The 21,256-nt window shown below is 50.8% G+C and carries 24 protein-coding genes; all 24 read left to right on the top strand.

Annotated features, from left to right (window positions below; translation table 11 throughout):
- The first annotated feature begins 23 nt into the window (after positions 1 to 23).
- The 24 genes from CLFS41_RS04235 (at position 24) to CLFS41_RS04125 (ending at position 21,250) form a co-directional block, all read left to right on the top strand.
- A complete protein-coding gene (locus CLFS41_RS04235) occupies positions 24 to 1,367 on the top strand; it encodes an enolase C-terminal domain-like protein (protein WP_007869239.1) in 1,344 nt (447 codons plus the stop codon).
- A 158-nt stretch (positions 1,368 to 1,525) separates the two neighbouring features.
- The gene (locus CLFS41_RS04230) at positions 1,526 to 2,386 is read left to right on the top strand and encodes an energy-coupling factor transporter ATPase (RefSeq protein ID WP_045091566.1); all 861 of its coding nucleotides are present in this window, start codon (positions 1,526 to 1,528) and stop codon (positions 2,384 to 2,386) included.
- Between the two features lie 47 nt (positions 2,387 to 2,433).
- Entirely contained in the window at positions 2,434 to 3,315 is an 882-nt protein-coding gene (locus tag CLFS41_RS04225; protein WP_045091565.1) for an energy-coupling factor transporter ATPase, read from the top strand.
- On the top strand, positions 3,308 to 4,108 hold the full coding sequence (locus CLFS41_RS04220; protein WP_007869233.1) for an energy-coupling factor transporter transmembrane component T: 801 nt from the start codon (positions 3,308 to 3,310) through the stop codon (positions 4,106 to 4,108). Before CLFS41_RS04225 ends, CLFS41_RS04220 begins: the two co-directional genes overlap by 8 nt.
- Before the next feature lie 42 nt (positions 4,109 to 4,150).
- Complete coding sequence (gene truA / locus CLFS41_RS04215; protein WP_007869231.1) at positions 4,151 to 4,894, top strand: tRNA pseudouridine(38-40) synthase TruA; 744 nt, start codon at positions 4,151 to 4,153, stop codon at positions 4,892 to 4,894.
- 224 nt (positions 4,895 to 5,118) lie between these two features.
- Positions 5,119 to 5,547 carry a 50S ribosomal protein L13 gene (gene rplM, locus CLFS41_RS04210; RefSeq protein ID WP_007869229.1) on the top strand — a complete coding sequence of 143 codons (429 nt, stop codon included), beginning with the start codon at positions 5,119 to 5,121 and terminating at the stop codon, positions 5,545 to 5,547.
- A gap of 24 nt (positions 5,548 to 5,571) precedes the next feature.
- Positions 5,572 to 5,964, top strand: a complete 393-nt coding sequence (gene rpsI / locus CLFS41_RS04205) for a 30S ribosomal protein S9 (RefSeq protein WP_007869226.1) — start codon at positions 5,572 to 5,574, stop codon at positions 5,962 to 5,964.
- A 347-nt stretch (positions 5,965 to 6,311) separates the two neighbouring features.
- A complete protein-coding gene (locus tag CLFS41_RS04200) occupies positions 6,312 to 7,142 on the top strand; it encodes a phage antirepressor KilAC domain-containing protein (RefSeq protein WP_045091564.1) in 831 nt (276 codons plus the stop codon).
- Complete coding sequence (locus CLFS41_RS30390) at positions 7,139 to 7,306, top strand: hypothetical protein (RefSeq protein ID WP_200895076.1); 168 nt, start codon at positions 7,139 to 7,141, stop codon at positions 7,304 to 7,306. The genes CLFS41_RS04200 and CLFS41_RS30390 overlap by 4 nt, the downstream gene beginning before the upstream one ends.
- Positions 7,287 to 7,961 carry a helix-turn-helix domain-containing protein gene (locus CLFS41_RS04195; protein ID WP_045091563.1) on the top strand — a complete coding sequence of 225 codons (675 nt, stop codon included), beginning with the start codon at positions 7,287 to 7,289 and terminating at the stop codon, positions 7,959 to 7,961. The genes CLFS41_RS30390 and CLFS41_RS04195 overlap by 20 nt, the downstream gene beginning before the upstream one ends.
- Positions 7,958 to 8,803: an ATP-binding protein gene (locus tag CLFS41_RS04190; RefSeq protein WP_045091562.1), complete on the top strand. Its 846-nt coding sequence runs from the start codon at positions 7,958 to 7,960 to the stop codon at positions 8,801 to 8,803. The genes CLFS41_RS04195 and CLFS41_RS04190 overlap by 4 nt, the downstream gene beginning before the upstream one ends.
- A 75-nt stretch (positions 8,804 to 8,878) precedes the next feature.
- Positions 8,879 to 9,799, top strand: coding sequence for a ParB/RepB/Spo0J family partition protein (locus CLFS41_RS04185; protein ID WP_045091561.1), 921 nt, complete (start codon positions 8,879 to 8,881; stop codon positions 9,797 to 9,799).
- Positions 9,800 to 9,812: 13 nt separating this feature from the next.
- Positions 9,813 to 10,319: a hypothetical protein gene (locus CLFS41_RS04180; RefSeq protein ID WP_045091560.1), complete on the top strand. Its 507-nt coding sequence runs from the start codon at positions 9,813 to 9,815 to the stop codon at positions 10,317 to 10,319.
- 10 nt (positions 10,320 to 10,329) lie between these two features.
- Entirely contained in the window at positions 10,330 to 10,965 is a 636-nt protein-coding gene (locus CLFS41_RS04175; RefSeq protein WP_045091559.1) for a DUF3846 domain-containing protein, read from the top strand.
- 18 nt (positions 10,966 to 10,983) lie between these two features.
- Positions 10,984 to 11,466 (top strand): PcfB family protein, encoded by a 483-nt coding sequence (locus CLFS41_RS04170; protein ID WP_045091558.1) that lies wholly within the window; start codon positions 10,984 to 10,986, stop codon positions 11,464 to 11,466.
- Positions 11,463 to 13,220 carry a VirD4-like conjugal transfer protein, CD1115 family gene (locus tag CLFS41_RS04165; protein ID WP_045091557.1) on the top strand — a complete coding sequence of 586 codons (1,758 nt, stop codon included), beginning with the start codon at positions 11,463 to 11,465 and terminating at the stop codon, positions 13,218 to 13,220. Before CLFS41_RS04170 ends, CLFS41_RS04165 begins: the two co-directional genes overlap by 4 nt.
- 206 nt (positions 13,221 to 13,426) lie before the next feature.
- Positions 13,427 to 13,642 carry a Maff2 family mobile element protein gene (locus CLFS41_RS04160; RefSeq protein ID WP_002576404.1) on the top strand — a complete coding sequence of 72 codons (216 nt, stop codon included), beginning with the start codon at positions 13,427 to 13,429 and terminating at the stop codon, positions 13,640 to 13,642.
- A gap of 182 nt (positions 13,643 to 13,824) precedes the next feature.
- Positions 13,825 to 14,040, top strand: coding sequence for a Maff2 family mobile element protein (locus tag CLFS41_RS04155; protein ID WP_002576404.1), 216 nt, complete (start codon positions 13,825 to 13,827; stop codon positions 14,038 to 14,040).
- A gap of 305 nt (positions 14,041 to 14,345) precedes the next feature.
- Entirely contained in the window at positions 14,346 to 15,212 is an 867-nt protein-coding gene (locus CLFS41_RS04150; RefSeq protein ID WP_002576403.1) for a VirB6/TrbL-like conjugal transfer protein, CD1112 family, read from the top strand.
- A gap of 17 nt (positions 15,213 to 15,229) precedes the next feature.
- Positions 15,230 to 15,622 carry a PrgI family protein gene (locus CLFS41_RS04145; RefSeq protein WP_045091556.1) on the top strand — a complete coding sequence of 131 codons (393 nt, stop codon included), beginning with the start codon at positions 15,230 to 15,232 and terminating at the stop codon, positions 15,620 to 15,622.
- Between the two features lie 19 nt (positions 15,623 to 15,641).
- A complete protein-coding gene (locus CLFS41_RS04140) occupies positions 15,642 to 18,029 on the top strand; it encodes a VirB4-like conjugal transfer ATPase, CD1110 family (RefSeq protein ID WP_045091555.1) in 2,388 nt (795 codons plus the stop codon).
- A 3-nt stretch (positions 18,030 to 18,032) separates the two neighbouring features.
- Complete coding sequence (locus tag CLFS41_RS04135) at positions 18,033 to 19,802, top strand: C40 family peptidase (RefSeq protein WP_045091554.1); 1,770 nt, start codon at positions 18,033 to 18,035, stop codon at positions 19,800 to 19,802.
- 36 nt (positions 19,803 to 19,838) lie between these two features.
- Positions 19,839 to 20,090, top strand: coding sequence for a DUF4315 family protein (locus CLFS41_RS04130; protein WP_013274293.1), 252 nt, complete (start codon positions 19,839 to 19,841; stop codon positions 20,088 to 20,090).
- Positions 20,087 to 21,250: a CD1107 family mobile element protein gene (locus CLFS41_RS04125; RefSeq protein ID WP_045091553.1), complete on the top strand. Its 1,164-nt coding sequence runs from the start codon at positions 20,087 to 20,089 to the stop codon at positions 21,248 to 21,250. Before CLFS41_RS04130 ends, CLFS41_RS04125 begins: the two co-directional genes overlap by 4 nt.
- Positions 21,251 to 21,256: the final 6 nt, after the last annotated feature.

Genomic DNA, 21,256 nt, shown 5'->3' with positions numbered 1-21,256 from the left:
GCCTTCCGGATGGAGGTAACCTAATGTTAAGCAAAACACCTGTAATAACGGATATGAAGGTCATTCCCTGTGCGGGATACGACAGCATGCTCCTGTCCTTAAGCGGGGCCCATTCCCCTCTCTTTACCAGGAATATCGTGGTCATAACGGATAACTCCGGCAATACGGGAGTGGGAGAGGTGCACGGCGGGGATGATATCACAAAGATACTTGAAAGCTACGTCCCCCTGGTGGTGGGCAGGACGATTGGAGAGTACAAGAGCATTGTCAGCTGCATCAGAAATAACGGATATGTGCCCGGGGGCAATGACGGGCAGGGGCTTCAAAAGCTGGACCTGAGCAACCTGAAGTTTGTGGTACATGCGGAGACAGCGGTGGAATGCGCCCTGCTGGATCTGATGGGGAAATTCCTGGGCCTGCCTGTCTGCGAACTGCTGGGAGATGGACAGCAGAGGGATAAGGTGGTGATCCTGGGGTATCTGTTCTATTGCCAGGATCATACAAAGACGGATATGAAGTACCTGGATGAAAGTGATTCTGATGACAAATGGTTCAGCCTCAGGCGCAGGACAGCCATGACCACGGACCGCATTGTTGAGAATGCATACGCCATGAAAGAAAAATATGGGTTCAAGGACTTTAAGCTAAAAGGCGGCGTATTAAACGGCTGGGAGGAAATGGAAACCGTCCGGGCCCTGAAAAAGAACTTCCCGGACGCCAGGATCAACATAGATCCCAACGGCTCCTGGACTCTGGAGCAGGCCATCCGGTACTGTCAGGGGATGAACGGCATTCTTACCTATATAGAGGATCCCTGCGGTGAGGAGAGAGGATTTTCCGGCCGTGAGATTATGAGGGAATTTAAAAATGCCACAGGCCTTCAGGTAGCCACCAACATGATCGCCACTGATTGGCGCCAGTTCTACCATGCAGCCAGCCAGACCGCTGTGGATATCGTGCTGGCGGACCCGCATTTCTGGACCATGAGCGGATCTGTGCGAATGGGACAGGTGCTAAATGACTGGGGATTGACCTGGGGGTCCCATTCCAATAACCATTTTGATATTTCCCTGGCTATCTTTGCCCACAGCGCGGCGGCCGCTCCGGGGAATATCACGGCACTGGATACACATTATGTGTACCAGGACGGCCAGTACCTGACAAAGAATCCCATGGAGATCAGGAACGGTGTCATTGAGATCCGCAAAGAACCGGGACTGGGCATTGAGGTGGACATGGATGCTGTCATGAAAGCCAATGAACTCTACCGTACCCTTCCTTACGGGGACAGAAATGACGGGGTGGCTATGCAGTACCTGATCCCCGGGTGGAAGTTTGACCATAAGAAACCGTGTATGGTGAGATAGGGATCGCAGTCATCCCAGAAAAAGGAGGTCCGGCAGGACCGGGACAGGTAAGTCCGGTTCTGCCGGACCTCTTATTTTATGCGCCATACTTGACTTCTATAGTAATTTCATCTACAATTGAAAAACGTAAACAATAGAAGGAAGCAAAGGAAGATCATATGGGAATCGTAAGGGCAGCAAAACTGGTCTATGAATATATCAGGCGTGACGAGGAAGAGAATATAGAAGAAGTAAACCGTGCCATAGACGGTTTGGACGTGGATATACAAAAGGGTGATTTTGTGGCTGTCCTGGGTCATAACGGTTCCGGTAAATCTACCTTTGCCAAGCATATAAACGGACTGCTGATGCCCACAGAGGGAACGGTGTGGGTCAGTGACATGGACACCAGGGACGAGGAACACCTGTGGGATGTGAGAAAGACCGCGGGAATGGTGTTCCAGAATCCGGATAATCAGATCATCGGAAACATTGTGGAGGAGGACGTGGGCTTTGGCCCTGAGAACATAGGCGTGCCTACTGAGGAGATATGGAAGCGGGTGGAGGAGAGCCTTAAGGCGGTGGGGATGACGGCATTCCGCCTTCAGTCCCCTAACAAGCTGTCAGGAGGCCAGAAGCAGAGGGTTGCCATTGCCGGTGTGATGGCCATGAAGCCGCAGTGCATCATACTGGACGAGCCCACGGCCATGCTGGATCCCAATGGCCGCAGGGAGGTCATTAAGACCGTCCATGAGCTGAACCGGGCAGAGGGGATCACCGTCCTTCTGATCACCCACTATATGGAGGAAGCCACGGAGGCTGACCGCATCATTGTGATGGATGAGGGCAGGATCGTGATGGACGGAAGACCTAAAGAGATTTTTTCCAGGGTCAGGGAGTTAAAGGAACACGGCCTGGATGTACCCCAGGTGACAGAGCTGGCGTATGAGTTAAATGAGGCGGGGATGCCTCTGTCCGATGGCATCCTTACCAGGGAACAGCTGGTAAAGGAACTGGCGCCCCTGATCAGGCAGGCATAGGAGGCCTTTGAACACTGGGCGTTGGAGTGACGGTAAGGAGAAAACAGATGTCTATTAAAGCAGTTGATCTGAATTTTGTATATGGCGGAGGAACGGCCTTTGAGCAGCACGCCCTGTTTGACGTGAACCTGGAGATACAGGACGGAGAGTTCATAGGGCTTATAGGACACACCGGGTCGGGAAAGTCCACGCTGATCCAGCATATGAACGGACTGATCAAGGCCAGTAACGGGGAACTCTACTACAATGGGGAGAACATCTACGACAACAGCTATGATATGAAGAAACTGCGCAGCAAGGTGGGGCTGGTATTCCAGTATCCGGAGCACCAGCTGTTTGAGGTGGATGTGCTCACCGATGTGTGCTTTGGCCCGAAGAATCAGGGACTTGGCAAGGAGGAGGCGGAAGCCAGAGCCAAGCAGGCGCTGGAGCTGGTGGGGCTGGATCCTTCCTATTATAGGCAGTCCCCCTTTGAACTTTCCGGGGGGCAGAAACGCCGGGTGGCCATTGCCGGGGTGCTGGCCATGGAGCCGGAGGTACTGATCCTGGACGAACCCACCGCAGGGCTGGATCCAAGAGGAAGGGATGAGATCCTGGATCAGATCGAACATCTCCACAAGGAACGGCACATGACCATTATCCTGGTTTCACACAGTATGGAGGATGTGGCCAGGTATGCGGACCGTCTGATCGTGATGAACCATGGACAGAAGGTATTTGACGGCACGCCCAAGGAAGTATTCCACCACTACAAAGAGCTGGAAGCGATCGGCCTGGCAGCGCCCCAGATCACCTATCTGGTCCATGACCTGAGGGCACAGGGCATTGATATTGATGGGGATATCACCACAGTGGAAGAGGCAAGGGAAGCGATACTTGGACAGTGGAACCGAAATTTGACAGAAAGCAGCAGGGATAAGAATGTTTAGAGAAATTACATTGGGACAATATTACCCGGTTGATTCCGTGGTCCATGGCCTGGATCCCAGGACAAAACTGTTTGGGACCATGGTCTTTATTGCGTCCCTGTTCATTGCGGATAACATTTGGGGGTATGTCATTGCCACATTGGTGCTGTCAGCCGCCATCAAGATCACAAAGGTCCCGTTCCGTTTTATTGTCAGGGGACTGAAGGCCATCATGATCCTTCTGATCATCAGTGTGAGCTTTAACCTGTTTCTCACAGGCGGACAAGTAATTGTGAAATTCTGGATATTTAAGATCACGGTGGAAGGTGTCCGCCTGGCGTTCTTTATGGGGCTCAGACTGGTATACCTGGTGATCGGTTCTTCCATCATGACGCTGACCACCACGCCTAACCAGCTGACGGACGGCCTGGAAAAAGGACTGGGATTTTTAAGACGGTTCAGGGTGCCTGTCCATGAGGTATCCATGATGATGTCGATTGCCCTCAGGTTTATCCCGATCCTTGTGGAGGAGACGGACAAGATCATGAAGGCGCAGATGGCCAGGGGAGCTGACTTTGATACGGGAAACCTGATCCAGAAGGCCAAGGCCATGGTGCCGCTGCTGGTGCCTCTGTTCATATCCGCCTTCCGCCGGGCCACGGACCTGGCCATGGCCATGGAGGCCCGCTGTTACAGGGGCGGGGAGGGACGCACCAAGATGAAGCCGCTGCAGTACAAGCGGGAGGATCATGACGCATATATGATATTCGCCCTGTACCTGGTGGTGATGATCGCATCCAGGGTGTATCTGTAGAACGGGGCTCCGAGAGTACAGGAATCTGGATAGGAGGAAAAGATGAAGCGAGTACGGCTTGTGGTAGCCTATGACGGCACCCATTACCATGGGTGGCAGATACAGCCGGGCAGGGTTACCATTGAATCTGAATTAAATGAAAAACTTACCATGCTTCTGGGAGAGCCGATCCAGGTCATCGGAGCCAGCCGCACTGACTCAGGCGTACATGCCCGGGGCAATGTGGCTGTATTTGACACAGAACACCGCATGCCGGCGGATAAGATCTGCCTGGCCTTAAACCAGCGGCTGCCCGAGGATATACGGGTCCAGTCATCGGAGGAGGTAGCGGCGGACTGGCATCCCAGGAAACACAGATGCATTAAAACATATGAATATAAGATCATGAACCGAAGGATTGAGATGCCTACCCAGCGTTTCTATTCGCATTTTTGCTATTTTCACCTGGATCTGGATCAGATGTGCCGGGCAGCGGACATACTCACAGGGGAGCATGACTTTAAAAGCTTCTGCAGCGTGCATACCCAGGTGACGGACACGGTCCGCACAATATACAGCCTGGATATCAGACGGGATGAGGAGGACATGATCACCATCCGGGTCACGGGAAATGGGTTCCTCTACAACATGGTCCGGATCATTGCCGGCACGCTGATAGCGGTTGGCATGGGACAGATCCATCCTGGGGAGATGGAGCAGATTCTGGAGGCCAGGGAACGGCGCCGGGCAGGTCCCACGGCGCCGGCCAGGGGGCTGACCCTGATCGAAATGAAATATGTGGACTAAATCACGTTTTTATGATGTTTTTGTGGCATTTTTTCCCGATTAAGTGGTTGACATACGGCGGAGGATATTATATAATATAAAACTGTGACATTAGCAGAGAATGTTCATCCAAAGCCCCGGAATGAACATTTGTAGATAAATACTTCCCATATTTATCATGCATAAAGCGGGCATCCGTTGGATGTCGATGTATAACAGGATTGAGATTAACAGGAGGTTAACCAATGAAGAGTTTTATGGCTAGTCCAGCGACAATTGAAAGAAAATGGTACGTAGTTGATGCTACAGGATATACATTAGGACGCTTATCTTCCGAGATAGCAAAGGTTTTAAGAGGAAAGAATAAGCCGATTTTCACACCTCACATGGATTGCGGCGATTATGTGATCGTTGTTAATGCAGATAAGGTGAAAGTAACCGGTAAGAAGTTAGACCAGAAGATCTACTACAATCACTCTGATTACGTAGGCGGCATGAGAGAGACCACTCTGCGTGAGATGATGGCTAAGAAGCCTGAGAAGGTTATGGAGTTAGCTGTTAAGGGTATGCTTCCAAAGGGACCTCTGGGAAGAAGCATGATTGACAAGCTTCACGTATATGCAGGCCCAGACCATGAGCAGGCAGCACAGAAACCAGAAGTTTTAACATTTTAATGAGGATTGGAGGAAGAAAGTATCATGGCTAACGCAAAATTTTATGGAACAGGCAGAAGAAAGAAATCCATTGCCAGAGTATATTTAGTACCGGGTACAGGTAAGGTTACGATCAACAAGAGAGATATCGATGAGTATCTTGGTCTTGAGACTTTAAAAGTTATTGTACGTCAGCCTTTAGTTGCAACTGAGACTACTGACAAATTCGATGTACAGGTTAACGTTCGCGGCGGCGGCACAACAGGACAGGCTGGTGCGATCCGTCACGGCATCTCCAGAGCGCTTCTTCAGGCAGACGCTGATTACAGACCCGTTCTGAAGAAAGCCGGTTTCTTAACAAGAGACCCAAGAATGAAGGAAAGAAAGAAGTACGGTCTCAAAGCCGCACGTCGTGCACCGCAGTTCAGCAAGCGATAATCGACAACTTCAAAATGCAAAAAAAGCCCGGAAATACGCCATTTTCCGGGCTTTTTCTATACCCAAAATTCTGCCTGGACTGTTCGGTTTTGATGGAATTTGAACGGAAATTTATGGGTTTATAGTGGTCAAATTACTGGTGGACAAGCCCATTTTGACCTCTTATGGGTTAAATTACTGGTGGACAATAGGAGCAAATGAAGTCCAATTTTGCCATCGACGGACGAACACATACTTGACTGATTTACATAGAGCCTTGGCTCATTCTTTGAAAACGAGAATGGGTCGAGGCTCTATTTTTTTCGCCCGAAATCCGGCGAGACAAATTTGAGCAGGAGGTAACAGGTATGACGGATTTCAATCAGAAGACCCATGACACCGATGTGGGCAGTCATGGCGGACAGTCGAGGCAGATGATGGAGGTGTTTGAGAACCAGGAGTTTGGTTCAATCCGGTTGTTACAGGAGGCAGGCAAGACCTTCTTCTGTGCAAGCGACGTGGCGAAAGCGTTGGGGTATGTGAATCCCTACGCCGCAGTGAAACGCCATTGCAGAGGCCCCCTAATGAAACGCGAGGGGGTCGTTCAGAAGGTGAATCAGTATGGGGATGCTGGAGAGCAGGTCGTTGAAATCTCCTTTATCACGGAAGGCGATGTTTACCGGCTGATCGTTCACAGCAAACTGCCATCGGCAGAACGATTTGAACATTGGGTGTTTGATGAAGTTCTCCCGTCCATCCGAAAGCATGGTGTGTATATGAGCGATTCCATTTTGGATCAGGTGATTCAGCACCCGGAGGTCATCTACACCCTGGCACAGGAGCTTGTAGCCGAGAGGGAGCAGCTTGAGGGTATCCGCAAACAGCTGGATGCAGCGCAGCCCAAGGCAGACTACTTCGATACCTTTGTGAATTCGGAGGATTGCACCTGCATCCGGAATTTCTGTAAGGAAATCGGAATCCCGGAGAAGACGGCGGTGGCTCTCTTACTGGATCACCGCTATCTGTACCGCAGTCCAAGTGGCTGGCTGATGCCTTTTGCAGACAAATCGGCAAGGGGCTATTTTATTGTCCGGGATTGCTATGGCAGAAGCGGAAAACTGGTGCAGCAGACGAGAGTGACCTGCAAGGGAAAGAATCATCTCTTCAAGTTGTTTAAGAAATGGGGTGTGATCGAATGACGCTTTTTACAGAGGGACGACTTCAGGCGTTTGAACGCATGATGCAGGATACCGGTAAATACCATCGCCGGGAGGACAGCGAAGATCATCCGCGCAAATGTCCGAAGAAGAAAGCGGAGCCTGCGAAAAAGGATGGTGAGCACCATGCCGGTATTCAGGGTTGAGAAAAACAGCAATTACACAACGATGTGCAATTACCACCTGCGGGATCAGGGTCTCAGCCTGAAAGGAAAAGGACTTCTCTCCATGCTGCTCAGTTTGCCGGACACATGGAACTATTCGGTACGGGGATTATCTTCGATTACGCCGGATGGCGTAGATGGAGTGCTTACGGCTCTGAAGGAGCTGGAGCGTCTTGGGTATCTGGAAAGGAACCAGCAGCGTGAGAGCAACGGGCGGATGGGCAGAGCTGAGTATGTGATTTATGAGATGCCGAGGAAAAAGCCGTGTTCGGAATCACCGTGTACGGAAAAGCCGTATACGGTAAATCCGGATACGGACACACCGGCTACGGAAAATCCCGCGCAATTAAGTACTAATAGAACAAGTACTGAAACAATCAATAAAAGAGAGAAGAAGGAAATCCAGCACCGGTATGGCTCATACGAAAATGTTCTTCTTTCTGACACGGAATACGGCAAGCTCCGGCAGGAATTCCCAGGAGATTATCAGATGCGGGTTGAACGGCTCTCTGAGTATATGGCTTCCACCGGCAGGAGTTACAAAAATCACCTTGCCACAATCCGGAGCTGGGCAAAGAGAGAAAAGCCAAAGTATAACCCGGCAGACTACACATTTGAGGAAGGAGACAGCCTATGAGCGAAATGGTGCCTGAAGTATTGAATGCAGCGTTGGATTCGCTCTTTACGCCGAAAGAACCCGGAGAGCGGGAATACCAGGGCGAGGACGGACTGCTGTATTGCCGGAACTGCCACACGCCGGTGCAGTGCAGGGTAAAGCTCTGGGGCAGAGACAAGATTGTTCCCTGCCTTTGTAGATGCCAGCAGGAAGCGATGGCGGAAAAGAAACGCCAGGATGAGCTGGTGGAGCGGCAGCGTAAAATCAGGCAGCTGAAAGCAACGGGGATTCAGGAAAAGCATCTTCTGGAATGGAATTTTGCCGTTGCAGAAGACAACAAGGATATCCAAATGGCAAAACGCTATGTGGAGCAGTGGAAAAAGGTCAAGGCTGAAAACCTTGGCCTTTTGTTATGGGGAGATGTCGGAACCGGAAAGTCCTTTGTGGCGGCATGTATTGCCAATGCGCTGCTGGATCAGGGCATTCCGGTTTTGATGACGAACTTTTCCAAAATTCTGAACCAGATGGGTGCCATGTATTCGGAAGAACGATATCGGTATATCGCTTCGTTTTCCAACTATTCCTTGTTGATTCTGGATGATCTGGGAATTGAGCGCAGCACCGAATATGCGTTGGAGCAGGTCTACGCCGTCATTGATGAACGGTACAAGGCCGGGCTTCCGGTCATTATCACAACCAATCTGAAGATTGCAGAAATCCGCAATCCGCAGGATGTGGCATACGCCCGAATCTACAGCAGGATTCTGGAAATGTGTACGCCGGTGCGAATCAGCGGAGAAGATCGCAGAAAGAGCATTGGAAAAGAAAAACAGCAGGTCGTAAAGGAGGTACTTGATCTATGAAGTGCAAGGCAAAAAAGGCGTTTTTCGCAGGTAAGGATGACATCTATCACCGCTGGAAGGAGGTTAAGAAGCTGAATGGCAAAAGCAAAAACCAGTATTACAACAGAAAACCGCAGTGGCTCAGCTGCCGACGCTGCGGCTAAGGAGCAGCGGACGGAGATGTCGCTTTCTGACCTGCATCCCTTTGAAGGGCATCCCTTTAAGGTGCTGGACGATGAGCTGATGGAACAGACTGTGGAGAGCATCAAGCAGATTGGTGTAGTATCACCGCTGATTGTCCGTCCTGACCCGGAAGGCGGATTTGAAATTCTTTCGGGACACCGCAGACTTCATGCGGCACAGCTGGCAGGTTTGGAGACAGTGCCGGTCATCGTCAGGGAAATGGACGATGATGCAGCAATCATCTTTATGGTGGACAGCAATTTGCAGCGGGAAAATATCCTTCCCAGTGAGAGAGCGTTTTCCTACAAGATGAAGTTGGAGGCAATGAAGCATCAGGCAGGAAGGCCATCGAAAGAAAACGATTCCCAACTTGGGAATAATTTTGGAAAACTGTCGAGTGAGGAAATGGCGGAAGAGCTTGGTACAAGCAAAAATCAAATTTTTCGCTATATCCGCCTTACCAACCTGATTCCCGAAATTCTGGATATGGTGGATGAAAAGAAAATCGCCTTTAATCCGGCGGTAGAGTTGTCTTACCTGAAACCGTCTGAACAGAAGGAATTTCTGGAGGCAATGGACTATGCACAGGCATCCCCGTCCCTGTCACAGGCACAGCGGCTGAAAAAGCTCTCGCAGGAGGGCGGCTGCGCCTTGGATGCCATGTGTGAAGTGATGAATGAAATCAAAAAGGATGAGCTTGACCATGTGACGATCAAAAACGAGGTTCTTCGGAAGTATTTTCCGAAATCCTATACACCGAAGCAGATGCAGGACACGATTATCCGGCTGCTGGAAAAGTGGCAGCGGAGTAAACAACGAGATATGGAACGATGAGAAGGAGATTTTTATGATGATGAACTTTAAGAAGAATCAGAACAACGCAGTGTGCAGCATGGACTGCAAGAACTGCCCGAATGGTGCATCGCAGCCGAATCCGATGGATGATCCCATGTTTGAGAAGACCGTTGCGATGCTTCATAACTGGGTGATGCTGGAGGCAATCCGTGAAGATCACCCGAAGGAGCGCATTGTGATGGTGATCCTGCCGGGGGCTGGCGGCGAACTTCTGACCGAGGATGCCAGTCGAGACATCTTTGAGGATGTTTACGATGAGATGGAGGCTGATCTGGTGGCAGATGGGGAACTGCTTCTCCATTATGATAAGAGCGATGTGATCGAGACAGACAGAACCCGCTATCTGCTGGGAGCTGCGGAAGTTTCGGAAATCGACCAGAACGGCAACGAATGCAGCATCAATCTGTTTACGCTGGAACGCACCATCGACTATGTGAACGAAAACCTGACGGTGGTTTCCATTGGCGGCGAGTTGGTTCCGGCACTGCGCCTGATCTAAGGAGGTGCCTATGAAGAAATTTGATGTGGAGATTACAGAGACTCTCCAGAGAAAGGTTTCCGTGGAAGCTGCCTCACAGGAAGACGCGGAACGCATGGTGACGCAGGCGTGGAACAATCAGGACTATGTTCTGGATTCCGGCGATTTCACCGGCGTGGATTTCAAGACCGTGGGAGAACATGAGCTGGCAGAGACCAGGACAATGGATGTGCTGCTGGTGCAGCCCAACGCCTACCCGAAGAAAATTAGTATTGGCACGGAGCTGGAAGATTTGCAGGCCATGGTTGGTGGCGATATTGAAGTAACCTATCCATTTGAGGATGAAGTGGCCATTATTCTGAATGAATCCGGTAAAATCAATGGCTTGCCGCTGAACCGTGCGATTTACACCGAAGACGGGGATATGCAGGACATTTATGCCGGTGATTTTCTGGTAGTAGGGCTGACAGAGGATGACTTTGGTTCTTTGACTTCGGAGCAGATGCAGAAATTTGAGGAGCAGTTCCATCAGCCCCAGATGTTCGTTCGTATGGGTCGTAGCATCATGGCGATTCCGGTTCCGGATGACATGGTGAAGAAGATGGAGGAAAAGGCTGCAAAGCCCCAGGAAAAGAGTAAACCGGCACCGGACCGGGACGGTTTGTAAGGAAGGAGGCGGAGATTCATGCAGGAAGAAGTTGAAAATCGTACCGTCAATCTGGCAATCAGCACCACGAAACTGACCTTTCACACCATCGTGAATGGCTATAATGCCTGGAAACGGCACCATCAGGCGAAAGTGGCTCAGAAAACAGCACAGCTGCCGATTGGAAAGCAGAGCATCAAAGAACTGATCGGTCAGAATCAGGGAGTCAGCAGTATCCCCATTGAGAAAACGGATTTGAAAGGCTTTGAACAGGTGGCGCGGAAATACGGCGTGGATTATGCCATTACGAAAGACCAAAATGTGATGCCACCCAAGTACACAGTGTTTTTTAAGGCGAAGGATGCGGATGCACTGACTTCCGCTTTTGAGGAATTCACCAACCGCAAGCTGAAAGCAAAGGAAAAACCGAGTGTTCTGGAGCAGCTTAACAAGCTCAAAGAGCTGGTTGCTGCAATTCTGCCGGATAAGGTTCGCCACAAAAGTCAGGAGCGTGATCTATGAGTAATAAGACAAAGAAGCTGCTGATCCTGAACCTGCCGTACTTCATTGCCGGTCTTGTATGTACCAATCTGGGAGAAGCGTGGAGAATTGCCGAGGGCACAGACATGTCTGAAAAGCTCCTCGGCTTTCTTTCTGCCCTGGGTGCAGCCTTTTCCAATCCGATGCCAAGTCTGCATCCGATGGATTTGCTGATTGGTGTGTGCTGCGGAGCAGGTCTGCGGCTTGCCGTGTACCTGAAAGGAAAAAATGCCAAGAAGTATCGCCATGGCATGGAGTACGGCTCTGCCCGGTGGGGAACGCAGAAAGACATCGAACCATTTGAAGACCCGGTGTTTGCAAACAATGTAATTCTGACCCGGACGGAGCGGCTGATGATGGGAAACCGTCCGAAGAATCCGGCAAATGCCAGAAACAAAAATGTGCTTGTGGTCGGCGGTTCCGGCAGCGGTAAGACCCGGTTTTGGCTTAAGCCCAACCTTTTACAATGCCACAGCTCCTACGTGGTCACTGACCCGAAAGGCGATATCGTAATCGACTGCGGACAAGCCCTTTTGAAGAACGGATACAGCATCCGGATTTTCAATACTATCAATTTCAGAAAGTCGATGCACTATAATCCCTTCGCGTATATTCACAGCGAAAAGGATATTTTGAAGCTGACCACAACCCTCATTGCCAACACCAAAGGGGACGGCAAGGCCGGTGACGAATTCTGGACGAAGGCAGAGACCCTGCTTTATTGTGCTTTGATTGGTTATATCCACTATGAGGCACCGCTGGAAGAGCAGAACTTTGCAACGCTGATTGAATTTCTGAATGCGATGGAAGTGCGCGAGGATGATGAAACCTTTCAGAATCCAGTGGATCAGATGTTTGAAGCACTGAAAAAGAAGAAGCCGAATCACATTGCTGTCCGGCAATATGCCAAATTTAAGCTGGCTGCGGGCAAGACCTTAAAGTCGATTCTGGTAAGCTGTGGCGCACGTCTGGCTCCCTTCGATATTGAGGAAGTCCGTGATATCACCATGTACGATGAGCTGTCGCTGGATACGGTGGGAGATAAGAAAACGGCTCTGTTCCTCATTATGAGCGATACAGACCCGACTTTTAATTTCCTGATTTCCATGATTTACACACAGCTGTTTAACCTGCTGTGCGAAAAAGCGGATGATGTCTACGGCGGCAGATTGCCGGTGCATGTGCGCTGCCTGATTGATGAGTGTGCGAACATTGGTCAGATTCCGAATCTGGAGAAGCTGGTAGCCACCATCCGATCAAGAGAGATCTCGGCATGTCTGGTGCTTCAGGCACAGAGCCAGTTGAAGGCAATCTACAAGGACAATGCAGATACCATCATCGGCAATATGGATTCCCGTATTTTCCTTGGCGGTTCGGAGCCGACTACGCTAAAAGAGTTGAATCAGGCACTGGGAAAAGAAACGATTGATCTGAACAACACATCTGATACCAGAGGAAACAGTCCATCCTACGGCACCAATTATCAAAAGGTCGGGCATGACTTGGCTTCGGTGGATGAACTGGCTGTGTTGGATGGTGGAAAGTGTATTTTGCAGCTGCGCGGTGTCAGGCCGTTCAAGTCAGATAAATATGATTTGACCCAGCATCCGAACTACAAGCTCACTGCCGGTGCTGATAAGAAAAACGCGTTCAGCATCGAGGCTTTTCTCGACCATCGGCTGAAGCTCAAGCCCGGTGATAAGTACGAAGTGGTTGACGCAGATCATGCCAAGTGAGTTTGTTCTGGTGACGAAGATGTCATGGGTGTACTGCTGGCAACAGTATAAGAAGGGGCGGCGAGCTGCCGCCTCTTTACATAGCCAGGTTTCTGATTGGGATTGGAGACCTGGCTATATGTTTGCCCATTTGCAGGTGCACATGCAGATGGAAAATCACTATTCATCCGCCTACAAGGGCGCATTGTACAAGGAGGTACACATTTATGGCATTTTTCAACAGCGCAGTAACCGTTCTTCAGACTCTCGTCATCGCACTGGGTGCCGGTCTCGGCATCTGGGGAGCCATCAATCTGCTGGAGGGCTACGGCAACGACAACCCCGGTGCCAAGTCTCAGGGCATGAAGCAGCTGATGGCTGGCGGCGGCGTGGCACTGATCGGCACGACTCTGGTGCCGCTGCTTTCTGGACTTTTTGGTTAAACAGAAAGCATACGAGGTTGGAATTCTGATGAGGGCGGCGGTGAGCCGCCCTTTTACATAGCCAGGTTTCTGATTGAAATTGGAGACCTGGCTATTTTTTGCCCATTTGCAGGTGCACATGCAGGGGGAAATTCACTATTCATCAGCCCATAAGGGCGCATCGTACAAGGAGGTACACATTTATGGCATTTTTCAACAGCGCAGTAACCGTTCTTCAGACCCTCGTAATCGCACTGGGTGCAGGTCTCGGCATCTGGGGAGCCATCAACCTGCTGGAAGGCTATGGCAACGACAACCCTGGTGCTAAGTCTCAGGGTATGAAGCAGCTGATGGCTGGCGGTGGCGTGGCACTGATTGGCACAACTCTGGTGCCGCTGCTTTCCGGTCTGTTCGGTTAAGCGAAAGCTGTCGGAACAAAGATTCCGACCGGGCGGCGAAAGCTGCCTGTTACATAGTCAGGTGCAGGCAATCTCCGCAGCTGGCTATTTTCTGCGCTCTCCGGCAGGTGCACATGTTGGAAGTATGGCGCGAACCGCAGTTTAGAATCGCACCGGCTGATAGGCCGGACAAGTTACAGGAGGACAAATCTATGGCGTTTCTTACTACAACTGCATCGGCACTGTCTCTTTTCTCTCAGCTGTTCATGCTTCTGTCCCGGATGGCGAAGCTGTTCGGCGTGTTTGCGTAAGGAAGGAGGCGGCTCATGCAGAGTATCCTTGAACAAATCACAGATTGGCTCAAGAGCATGATCATTAGCGGTATCATGGGAAATCTTTCAGGGATGTTTGATTCGGTCAACCAGCAGGTTGGACAGATCGCAGGCGATGTGGGAACCACACCGGCGAACTTTTCACCTGCGGTCTTTTCTATGATCCGCAACATCTCGGAATCCGTGATCCTGCCCATTGCCGGAATGGTGCTGACATTCATCGCCTGTTATGAGCTGATCCAGATGCTCATCGAGCATAACAATCTGGCAAATTTCGAGACCTGGACATTTTTCAAATGGGTCTTTAAGACCTTTCTGGCAGTGACTCTGATCTCGAACACATTCAATATCACGATGGCTGTCTTTGATGTAGCGCAGCAAGTGATTTCCCGAAGCGGCGGGCTGATTTCCGGCAGCACGTCCGTTAGCGATGCGACCCTGACAGCGATGCAGGCTACACTGGAAGGGATGGACTTGGGACCGCTGCTGGGACTGTATTTGCAGACCTTTGTGGTTCAGGTCACGATGCTGGCGTTGTCGGCTATCATCTTTGTCATCGTGTATGGCCGAATGGTGGAAATATATCTCATGGTGAGCCTTGCGCCGATTCCATTTGCAACTTTTGGAAACCATGAGCAGAGCCATACCGGTCAAAACTATCTGCGCTCCCTGTTTGCACTGGGATTCCAGGGCTTTCTTATCATGATTTGTGTAGGCATCTATGCAGTTCTGATTCAGAACCTGTCCTTTTCGGATAACATTATCAGCAGCATTTGGGGCGTTATGGGCTATACGGTTTTGCTGGCATTTACGCTGTTTAAGACGGGAAGCCTCGCAAAATCCGTGTTTGCAGCGCATTAAGGAAGGAGGCATGATTCATGGCATCTTATATTTCTGTACCGCGTGACCTTTCAAAGGTCAAAACCAAGGTCTTTATGAACCTGACCAAACGGCAGATTCTCTGCTTCGGAGCCGGTGCGCTGATTGGCGTTCCGGTTTTCTTTTTGCTCAAATTCAGCGGGAATCTGAGCCTTGCCGCCCTTGGCATGATGGCGGTGATGCTGCCGCTCTTCTTTCTTGCCATGTACGAGAAAGACGGTCAGCCGCTGGAAGTGGTGGCAAAGCACTTCTATGAGGCAAAGTTCAAGAGGCCGAAAACGCGGCCTTACAAAACAAAAAATTACTATGCACTGCTGGTACAGCAGGCAGATGTGGAAATGGAGGTAAATCGCATTGTTCAAAATTCTCGAAAAGCTGACAGCGAAGAATAAAAAGCAGGATGACATCCGAATGCCGTCCCATCTGTCAGCCACAGAGCAGAAACAGGTGCAGACGGTGATTGACCGCGCAAGGGGTGACCGCACGGTTCCGCATTCGGCACAGGAGAGCATTCCTTTTCAGCGGATGTTCCCGGACGGTATTTGCCGTGTGACGGACAACTACTACACCAAAACCATCCAGTTTCAGGACATCAATTATCAGCTGGCACAACAGGAAGATCAGACGGCTATCTTTGAGGAATGGTGCAGCTTCCTGAACTTCTTTGATTCCAGCATCCGCTTTGAGCTTTCTTTTATGAATATGGCTACGGATGCCTCGAATTTTGAGAAGATGGTGCGCATCCCGTACCAGAAGGATCATTTCAATCCGGTGCGCACGGAGTACAGCACCATGCTGCGCCGGCAGCTTGCCCAGGGCAACAACGGCCTGACCAAGACGAAGTACCTGACGTTTGGCATTGAAGCAGAATCCATGAAACAGGCAAAGCCGAGGCTCATTCACATTGAGATTGACCTGATGAACAACTTCAAACGATTGGGTGTCCGGGCAAAACTGCTCAACGGTAAGGAACGGCTTCATCTGATGCACGATATGTTCCACATGGGTGATCATGACCGATTCAATTTCGATTGGAAGTGGCTGCCGGAGAGCGGGCTGTCGGTAAAGGACTTTATTGCGCCGACCGGATTTGCGTTTCCGAAGAACCGTATTTTTCAGATGGGCGGGATGTATGGTTCCATGTCCTATCTCCAGATCACGGCTTCCGACCTGTCGGATCAGCTGCTGAAGGACTTTCTGGATATGGAATCCAGCCAGATTGTGACCATGCACATTCAGTCGGTAGACCAGAACAAAGCAATCAAGTCCATTAAGCACACCATCACGGAGCTGGATCGTTCCAAGATTGAGGAACAGAAGAAAGCTGTCCGTTCCGGATACGATATGGACATCATTCCGTCCGATTTGGCAACTTACGGTAAGGACGCAAAGGCACTGCTGAAGGAATTGCAGAGCCAGAATGAGCGTATGTTCCTGCTGACCTTTCTGGTGATGAACACCGGCGAGACGGAGCAGGAGCTGGAGACCAATGTGTTTCAGGCTTCCAGCATCGCACAGAAGTACAACTGCAACCTGCGCCGTCTGGATTTCCAGCAGGAGCAGGGGCTGATGAGCTGCCTGCCGCTGGCACAGAACCTGATTGAGATTCAGCGTAGCATGACTACCAGCAGCACGGCGATTTTCGTGCCGTTTACCACCCAGGAGCTGTTTCAGACTGGGAAAGAGGCTCTGTACTATGGGCTGAATGCGCTGTCCAACAACCTGATTATGGTTGACCGGAAAAAGCTCAAAAACCCTAACGGGCTGATTCTGGGTACTCCCGGTTCCGGTAAATCCTTCTCTGCCAAGCGTGAAATCGCCAATGCGTTTCTGGTGACGGATGACGATGTAATCGTGTGCGATCCGGAAGCCGAGTACACGGCTCTGGTGCAGAAATTTGAGGGGCAGGTCATTAAAATCAGCCCTTCCAGCACGCAGTATATCAACCCGATGGACATCAATGCGAACTATTCGGAAGAGGATAATCCGATTGCCCTGAAAGCAGATTTTATCCTGTCCCTGTGTGAGCTGATCGTGGGCGGCAAGGAAGGCTTGCAGCCGGTAGAAAAGACGGTCATCGACCGCTGTGTTCATCAGATTTACCAGACCTATTTTGAGCATCCGGTGCCGGAGAATATGCCGGTATTGCAAGACTTGTACGAGGCACTGCTTCGGCAGGATGAAAAGGAAGCACACCATGTGGCAACGGCACTGGAAATCTATGTGACCGGTTCTCTTAACCTGTTTAACCACCGCACCAATGTAGATATCAATAACCGGCTGGTCTGCTATGACATTAAGGAGCTGGGCAAGCAATTGAAAAAGATCGGTATGCTGGTGGTGCAGGATCAGGTCTGGGGGCGTGTGACTGCCAACCGTAACGCCGGTAAAGCTACTCGCTACTATATGGACGAGTTCCATCTGCTTTTGAAAGAGGAGCAGACAGCGGCCTACAGTGTGGAAATCTGGAAGCGATTCCGTAAATGGGGCGGTATTCCAACCGGCATCACCCAGAACGTGAAAGACCTGCTTTCTTCCCGCGAAGTGACGAACATTTTTGAGAACAGCGACTTCATTTATATGCTGAATCAAGCAGCCGGTGATCGTCAGATTCTGGCGGATCAGCTGAATATCAGCCCACATCAGCTGTCCTATGTGACCCACTCCGGTGAAGGCGAAGGATTGCTGTTCTACGGAAATGTGATTTTGCCGTTCGTTGATCGTTTCCCGACCGATCTGGAACTGTACCGGATTATGACGACCAAATTAACCGAAGTACAGGAAGCAAAGGAGGCGTAAGCGATGGCTGGCAAGAAAAATCCGAATCTCGGAGACAAGCTGCGGCAGGAGCGCGAGGGTGCGGAGAACACCCTTCGCGATTCCAGAAGCAAGACCGCAGACAGCAGTACGGGAGACAGCAGCAAGAAAAAAGCGGAACACCGAAGGCAGATTCGTCACGAGGCCGATCTTGCCAAGATGCGCAGTAATAAGCTGGAATCGGAGCAGGAGGTAAAGGCGAAGAAGAATGAAGCGGCTTCCGGGAAAAAGGGCGGTAAGCCAAAGAAGCCGGGGAATCTTGCGGCAGATGCGCTTTCAGCCAAAGCACATCAGAGTGTGCGCAATGCCGACCAGGATAATAATTCCGGTGTGGAGGCAGCGCATTTTTCCGAAGGTTCAGCGGAAGGTGCAGCCCGTGCCGGTTCCCGGTTCCAATATGGTCGAAAGCTGCGGCAGTACAAAAAGCTGGAGCGGTTGCAGAAAAAGGCAGATAAAGATGCCGTGGATTCCATCTTTGCGGAACGCATGAAGTCTGATCCGCAAGCTGGCTCGAATTTCTTTTCCAGATGGCGGCAGAAGCAGGCTATCAAAAAAGAGTATGCCGCTGCGAAGGCAGGTGCGGCCGCTGCGGAGAACACAGCAGCTGGCACAGCCAAAGCTGCGCAGGGTACTGCCAGCATGACGGAAAAGGCATTTCAGTTTGTGCAGAGCCACTCGCATATCATCATCGGGATTGCAGCCGTGGGACTGCTTGTTTTGGTGATTGCCGGGTCGGTTTCGTCCTGCTCCGTCTTGATCAATGGCGGCGGCAATGTGGTGCTGGGTACTTCCTATACAGCGGAAGATGAAGATTTGAAAGGCGTGGAGACGGATTATACCAAGCTGGAAGATAAACTTCGCAAACAAATCGACCGTATTGAAACCGACCATCCGGGCTATGACGAGTATCGATACAATCTGGCGGAAATCGGCCACAATCCCTATGAGCTTGCTTCTCTGCTGACCGTAGAATTTGAAAACTACACGAGAAGCCAGGTGCAGGCGCGGCTCCAGAGTATTTTTGAAGCGCAGTATGAGCTGAAGTTGGAGGAAAAGGTAGAAATCCGGACAAGGAAAGAAACCCGTGTGGGCTATCGCTACAATCCAATCACCGGAACCGGTCACACCTACACCTATCAGGTAACGGTACAGTATGAGTATAAAATCCTCAATGTAACGCTGCTCAATCGGGGCGTAGACTATGTTGCCAGAAATTCCGGTCTTACAGATGACCAGCTGCAACGCTACGAAGTCACATTGGAGTGCCGGGGCAATCGGGATGATCTGTTTGCAGGCATCGCCTTTGCAACGCCGGACGGCGCGGGTTCCAGCGGAGAATACCAGGATTACGACATTCCGGGCGAAGCTCTGACGGATGAAAAATTCCGGAAGATGATTACCGAAGCAGAGAAATATCTCGGTTATCCCTATGTCTGGGGCGGCAGCTCACCGAGTACCAGTTTTGACTGTTCCGGCTTTGTAAGCTGGGTCATCAACCACTGCTGCAATAGCTGGAATGTAGGCAGGCAGACGGCCAACGGTCTGATGGGAAAATGCGACATTATCCCAAAGAGTGAGGCAAAGCCCGGAGACCTGATTTTCTTCCAGAAAACCTACAACACCAGCGGAGCGTCCCATGTGGGCATTTATGTCGGCAACGGGATGATGATCCACTGTGGCAACCCAATTTCCTATGCTTCCATTGAGACGAACTACTGGCGGCAGCATTACTACTGTATGGGAAGAATTCGATAAAAAACAGGGCGGTTATTCGCCCGGAAAGGACACAACATGAGTTTGAAACTGGAAAAGATCGCTGCGGAGCGTGAGAAAGCCCGCAGGAAACGCGATGAGTGGGAGGAACGCAGAAAGGAATGGGACAGAAAGTACCACGAGCAGGAAAACAGCGAAATCTGTGAAATGGTACATGCCCAGAGCCTGACCCCGGAACAGCTGGCAGTTATCATTCAGATGGCGCAGGCTGCGGTTCCCAACCCGGAAAATCTGAAACTGGATGAGAAAGAAACGGAGGATATGGAATGAAAAAGATGATGGCAATGCTGCTTGCCAGTGTGATGGCGGCAGGAACCTTTACGACCACTGCGTTTGCCTATACGGGCGATGATGTGCAGAAGAACACATCTGTCAGTACCGCTGCACAGGAAGCGGATGCAGCGGAAAGCGCAAATGCAGGGAAAACGGACAATACCGACAGCATCGAAATCGACCCGGACATGCAGGTTCTGCCGGATGGCTATGAAGTCTCTACGGATGCGGATGGGAACCTGATCGTTACGGTGGGCAGCAAAGAATACAATATCGGCAGCGAGAAGGCCCAAAAGCAGATCGGCACGGTAGTGCCTGGTATCACCAGCCTGCATTTCCGTTCTGGTCCCGGCATGGATCAGGAGATTATCGGGTATCTGCATTCTGGCGATACGGTGGAGATTGTCGAAAAATGCGGTGACTGGTATAAGGTAAACTTCAACGGCAAAACCGGATATGCACATGGAAAGTACCTGAATGTCACGGATTCTGCAAAAGACAGCAGCATGTTCAGTGAAGATGCGCTGAAGCTGTTTCTGGATCTGATGCAGAGCGGACTGTCATCCGAGGATGAGAAGGAAGCCAGTGCAGCTTTGACTCCGGAAGGTAATATGACGCTGGTGGACGATATCGGTGAGGAAGAAGATAAATCCAGCCAGCAGTTCATCACACTGGTGACAAAGGCGGGCAACACCTTCTATCTGATTATCGACCGCGATAAGGACGGCAACCAGAATGTGCATTTCCTGAACATGGTGGATGAGGCCGATCTGCTTGCGCTGATGGATGAAGAGGAAGCTGCCAAGTACCAGGAGAAGGAACCGGAAGTCACAGAACCTGCGGAAACCGAAAAGCCGCAGGAGACGGAACCTGCACCGGAAGAGCAGAAAACAGAGAGCGAGCAGAAGAAAGCGTCTCCGCTTCCGATGATTATGCTGCTTCTGTTTGTGATTGGTGCAGCCGGTGTCGGCGGTTATCTCTATATCAAGATGAAGGGCGTAAAGCCTGCATCCAAGAAAAATCAGCCGGACCCGGATGCAGATTATCACGATGAGGATGAAGATGCGCTCCAGCTGCCGGAGGATGATGGTGACGAGGACGAAGAAGTGGATGTCAACGAGGATTATGAAGCAGAATCGGATGATGAACCTGTCTAATTAACG

The sequence above is a fragment of the Clostridium sp. FS41 genome (assembly GCF_000954015.1).
Taxonomy (GTDB): Bacteria; Bacillota; Clostridia; order Lachnospirales; family Lachnospiraceae; genus Enterocloster; species Enterocloster citroniae.
This window is presented reverse-complemented; position numbering and strand designations above follow the sequence as displayed.